This is a genomic window from Pseudomonas sp. FME51 (assembly GCF_014897305.1).
Genome location: NZ_JABUYN010000028.1, coordinates 1 through 5,181 on the forward strand (window position 1 = coordinate 1; position 5,181 = coordinate 5,181).

Genomic DNA, 5,181 nt, shown 5'->3' on the forward strand with positions numbered 1-5,181 from the left:
GATGTCAGCCAGTTGCAGCGAGAGTACGTTGCACCGCAGAGCGACCTGGAGCAGCAAATAGCCGCCATCTGGGCTGATGTGCTGAAGGTAGAAAAGGTTGGCTTGACCGATAACTTCTTCGAACTGGGGGGGCATTCGTTGCTGGCCACTCAGGTTATTTACCAGATCAATGCTCAACTCGGTATTGATCTGCCACTACGAACGATTTTTGAGAGCTCAACATTGAATGACTTCTCCATGAGTCTGGAACAACACGGCCTGATGCTAAACGAAGCAGGCCTGAGCGATATCGAAAAACTGATGAACGAAATGGCGGAGACCTGAGATGGACAAGACAGCAGAGAAACGTATCGCCAAACGCTTCGTCAGAATGACCTTGGAGCAGCGCCGGCAGATTCTCGGAAAAATGGCCGAGGCCGGACAGAGCTTTAGGCTTTTGCCCATAGTGCCTGCTCGGCAGGAGTTTGAGAATGTCCCCCTGTCCTATGCTCAACAGCGCCAGTGGTTTCTCTGGCAACTGGAGCCGGAGAGTGCTGCCTACAATATGCCGGCAGCACTACGGCTCAAGGGCGAGCTGGATATCGAGGCGCTGCGCTTGAGCTTCGAGAGCCTGATCGCGCGTCACGAGACCCTGCGCACCACCTTCCGTCAGGACGGGGAACAGGTGCTGCAGATCATTCACCCACAGATCAAGTTTGCGCTGGCTCAGGAAACTCTGGAGGCGGCTGATGAAGTGCAGATCCAGTCCAGAGTCGAGGAAGAGGTCGCCAAGCCTTTCGATTTGGAATACGGCCCGCTACTGCGAGTGAAACTGTTGCGCCTGGCCGAGGATGACCATGTTCTGGTACTGACAATGCACCATATCGTCTCTGACGGCTGGTCAGTGCCGATCATGGTTGATGAGCTGATCCAGCTCTATGAAGGCCATTGCAATGGCCAAACCATCAGCCTGCCGGAGCTGCCGATCCAGTACGCTGACTACGCCATCTGGCAACGCAGCTGGATGGACGCGGGCGAGCAGGAGCGCCAGCTGGCCTACTGGAAAGAACAGCTCGGTGGCGAGCAGCCGGTACTTGAATTGCCTGTCGATTATCCTCGGTCGGCGGTACGAAACCATGTGGGTGCAAGCTTGCCCATCGAGATAACTCCAGAGTTATCCCGCTCTCTGAAGCAGCTGGCCCAGCAACAGGGCGTGACCCTGTTCATGCTGCTGCTGGCCAGCTTCCAGACCCTGTTGCATCGCTACTCAGGGCAGGACGATATCCGTGTGGGTGTACCGATCGCCAACCGCAACCGGGTGGAAACCGAGCGGTTGATTGGCTTCTTCGTCAATACTCAAGTGCTCAAGGCCGAGTTCGATCTGCACACCACTTTCAGCGAGTTGCTCAAGCAGGTGCAGCAAACCGCGCTGGGCGCGCAAGCTCATCAGGACCTACCCTTCGAGCAACTGGTCGAGGCACTGCAGCCGGAACGTAGTCTGAGCCACAGTCCGCTATTCCAGGTGATGTTCAATCATCAGACCCAGGTAAAAGGTGGGAATCATGGACTGCCGGGGCTGACGGTCGAGGGATTGTTCTGGGAGCAGGGCACAACCCAGTTCGATCTGACTCTTGATACCCATGAGAGTGATCAAGGTATTGGCGCCTCGCTGAGCTATGCCAAGGCTCTGTTCGACAAGTCGACCATCGAACGGCTGGCCAGTCACTGGCTCAATCTCCTGAAGGGCATAGCCAAGACACCTTTACAACGTATTGCTGAATTGCCGCTGCTGAGTTCAGAAGAGTATCAGCAGATCAACCACGACTGGAACCACACCGCAGCGAACTACCCGACCGATCAATGTATTCACCAATTGATTGAGATACAGGCTGAGAAGACACCCGGCGCGGTAGCGGTACTCTATGGCGACCAGCAACTGACCTACAGGGAGTTAAACCAGCGTTCCAACCAATTGGCTCACAAGTTGCGTGAGTTAGGTGTTGGGCCGGATGTGCTGGTCGGTATCGCGGTGGAACGCAGTTTGGAGATGGTGATTGGCCTGCTGGCTATTTTCAAGGCTGGTGGTGCCTATGTGCCGTTGGACCCGGAATACCCGCAAGAGCGGCTGGCTTACATGATGGAGCATAGCGAAGCCAGGCTTTTGCTTACTCAGAAGCGCCTCGTTGGCCATATTCCGACAGCGAATGCCATTACCTTGTGTCTGGATAGTGATTGGCAGGAGATTACGCACTATCCACAGACCGACCTTGATTCCGCAGCTGATCCGGAAAACCTGGCGTACTGCATTTACACTTCCGGCTCGACGGGTAAACCCAAGGGGGTCACTGTACGCCATCGGGCCTTAGTCAATTTCCTGGTCAGTATGGAAAAGCAACCCGGCCTGGATGCCAGCGACAGGGTGTTGGCCCTGACCTCACTGTCTTTTGATATCGCCGCTCTGGAGCTGTATCTGCCCCTGATGACCGGGGCATCGCTGATCATGCTGGCCGATCAGGAGAACAGGGATCCGCAGGCATTGCTGGCTTTGATAGAGCGGCAATCAGCCAATACCATTCAGGCGACGCCTTCAACCTGGCGAATGCTGCTGGACGCAGCACCAGCCGGCGCCTTCCAACACTGCCGGCTTATCAGCGGTGGTGAGGCGCTGCCGGTTGACTTGGCTGAGCAAATGCTGCAGCGAGCCGGTCATGTCTGGAACCTATATGGTCCGACGGAAACGACCATCTGGTCAGGTGCTTATTGTCTTGATGCAGAGCACTCCCAACCACTGCTGGGTAGACCCATTGCCAACACCTCGATGCACCTGCTGGATGCGGGATTTGAAACACTGCCCATTGGTGCTGCGGGAGAACTATTGATTGGGCAGGATGGTCTGGCGCGTGGTTACCACCTATGCCCGTCCCTGACCGCAGAGCGCTTTATACCTGACCCTTTCGACAGTAGTACGCAAGGGGGAGGGCGCCTCTATCGTACCGGAGACCTGGCCCGCTATCTGGCTGACGGAGTGATTGAGTATGTCGGCCGTATCGACCATCAGGTGAAGATCCGCGGCTTCCGCATTGAGCTGGGTGAGATTGAAGCACGTCTGCAGGAGCATGAGTCGGTTCGCGAAGCGGCAGTCATCGATATTGACGGACCGGGTGGTAAGCACTTGGCAGCCTATCTGGTTGCTGGTGCTGGTGCTGGTGCTGGTGCTGGTGCTGAGCCTGAGCAGCAAGCAGTCCTGCGCACAGCCTTGCGTGACGATCTCAAAGCCAGCCTGCCGGACTATATGATTCCGGCCCATCTGATTTTTCTGGAGTCGATGCCGTTGACACCCAACGGCAAGTTGGACCGCAAGGCGCTGCCCAAACCCGACGCCAGCCAGTTGCAGCAGGAGTATGTTGCACCGCAAAGCGTGCTTGAACAGCAGATTGCGGCCATCTGGGCTGATGTGCTGAAGGTGGAAAAGGTCGGCCTGAACGACAACTTTTTTGAACTGGGTGGCCATTCGTTGTTGGCCACCCAGGTAATCTCCCGCATCCGCCAGGCGCTGGATATTGAACTGTCGCTGCGCACCTTGTTCGAGACCCCGGTTCTAGGTGAATTTGCTGCCCAGACAGGGCAGGGCACGTCCAGTACAGCACCGGCCTTCGAGAAAGTGGATCGCAAGCAGCCGCTGGTCCTGTCTTACGCCCAGCAACGCCAGTGGTTCCTCTGGCAACTGGAGCCGGAAAGTGCCGCCTACAATATGCCAGCCGCGCTGCGACTCAAGGGGAAACTGAGTATCGAGGCACTGCGCTCCAGTTTTGAAGCGCTGATCGCTCGCCACGAGACCCTGCGCACCACCTTTCGTCAGGATGGGGGGCAGGCGCTGCAGATTATTCATCCGCAGATCGACTTCGTGCTGGATCAGGAAACTCTGAAGGCAGCGGATGAAGCGCTGATCCAATCCAGAGTCGAAGAAGAGGTTGCCAAGCCTTTTGATCTGGAATACGGCCCGCTACTGCGAGTGAAACTACTGCGCTTGGCCGAGGATGACCAGATACTGGTGCTGACCCTGCACCATATTGTCTCCGACGGTTGGTCAATGCCGATTATGGTCGATGAGCTTATCCAGCTCTATGAGGGCTATCGCACAGGTCAGCCCGCGACTCTGCCGGAGCTGCCAATCCAGTACGCCGACTACGCCATCTGGCAACGCAGCTGGATGGAAGCCGGCGAACAGAAACGCCAATTGGCTTACTGGAAAGAACAACTCGGTGACGAGCAGCCGGTACTGGAACTGCCCACCGACCGTCCGCGCCCGGCAATCCAGAGTCAAGAGGGTGCCGGCCTGAGCATTGAGCTGAACGGTGAGCTGGCTCAGTCGCTCAAACAGCTGGCCCAGCAGCAGGGCGTGACCCTGTTCATGCTACTGCTGGCCAGCTTCCAGACTCTGCTGCATCGCTACTCAGGGCAGAACGATATCCGTGTGGGCGTACCGATCGCCAACCGTAACCGGGTGGAAACCGAGCGGTTGATTGGCTTCTTCGTCAATACCCAGGTACTCAAGGCGGAGTTTGATCTGCACACCACCTTCAGTGGACTGCTCAAACAGGTGCAACAAGCAGTGGTCGGAGCGCAAGGCCATCAGGATCTGCCCTTCGAGCAACTGGTCGAGGCGCTGCAACCGGAGCGTAGTCTGAGCCACAGTCCGCTGTTTCAGGTGATGTTCAATCATCAAGCGGTGATGCATAGCGATATACAACAATTACCAGGCCTGCAGGTTGAAGGTCTCTCCCGGGAAAAGCACACTGCCCAATTCGACCTGACGCTGGACACCTTTGAACACAGCGAAGGTATCGGCGCCTCCCTGACCTACGCCAAGACATTGTTTGGAGTGGATACCGTCACGCGACTGGCCAGCCATTGGCTGAAGCTGCTCCAGGCTATAGTACAGCGACCAGGGCAACGTATCTCGGAGCTGCCTCTGCTAAACAAGAAAGAACAGCAACAAGTCATCTATGACTGGAACCACAACGAGGCAAGCTATCCAAGCGATCAATGCATTCACCAGTTGATCGAGGCACAGGCTGAGAAGACACCGGATGCAGTAGCAGTGGTATTCGGTACTCAAGAGCTGAACTATCAACAGTTGAATCAACGCTCCAACCAGTTGGCACACAAGCTGCGTGAGTTGGGCGTGGCCCCGGACGTACT

2 protein-coding genes and 1 pseudogene are annotated in these 5,181 nt (G+C 56.4%); all 3 read left to right on the plus strand.

What is annotated here, in order from left to right; translation table 11 throughout:
* Positions 1-324: phosphopantetheine-binding protein (locus INT39_RS22100; protein WP_193076125.1), on the plus strand; the 324-nt coding region annotated here is incomplete at its 5' end.
* A gap of 154 nt (positions 325-478) precedes the next feature.
* Positions 479-3,535 (plus strand): annotated as a pseudogene (locus INT39_RS23065) (amino acid adenylation domain-containing protein); the annotation flags it as partial.
* Positions 3,536-3,640: 105 nt separating this feature from the next.
* The coding region (locus tag INT39_RS23070) for a condensation domain-containing protein (RefSeq protein WP_413468961.1) at positions 3,641-5,181 on the plus strand (1,541 nt) is incomplete at its 3' end.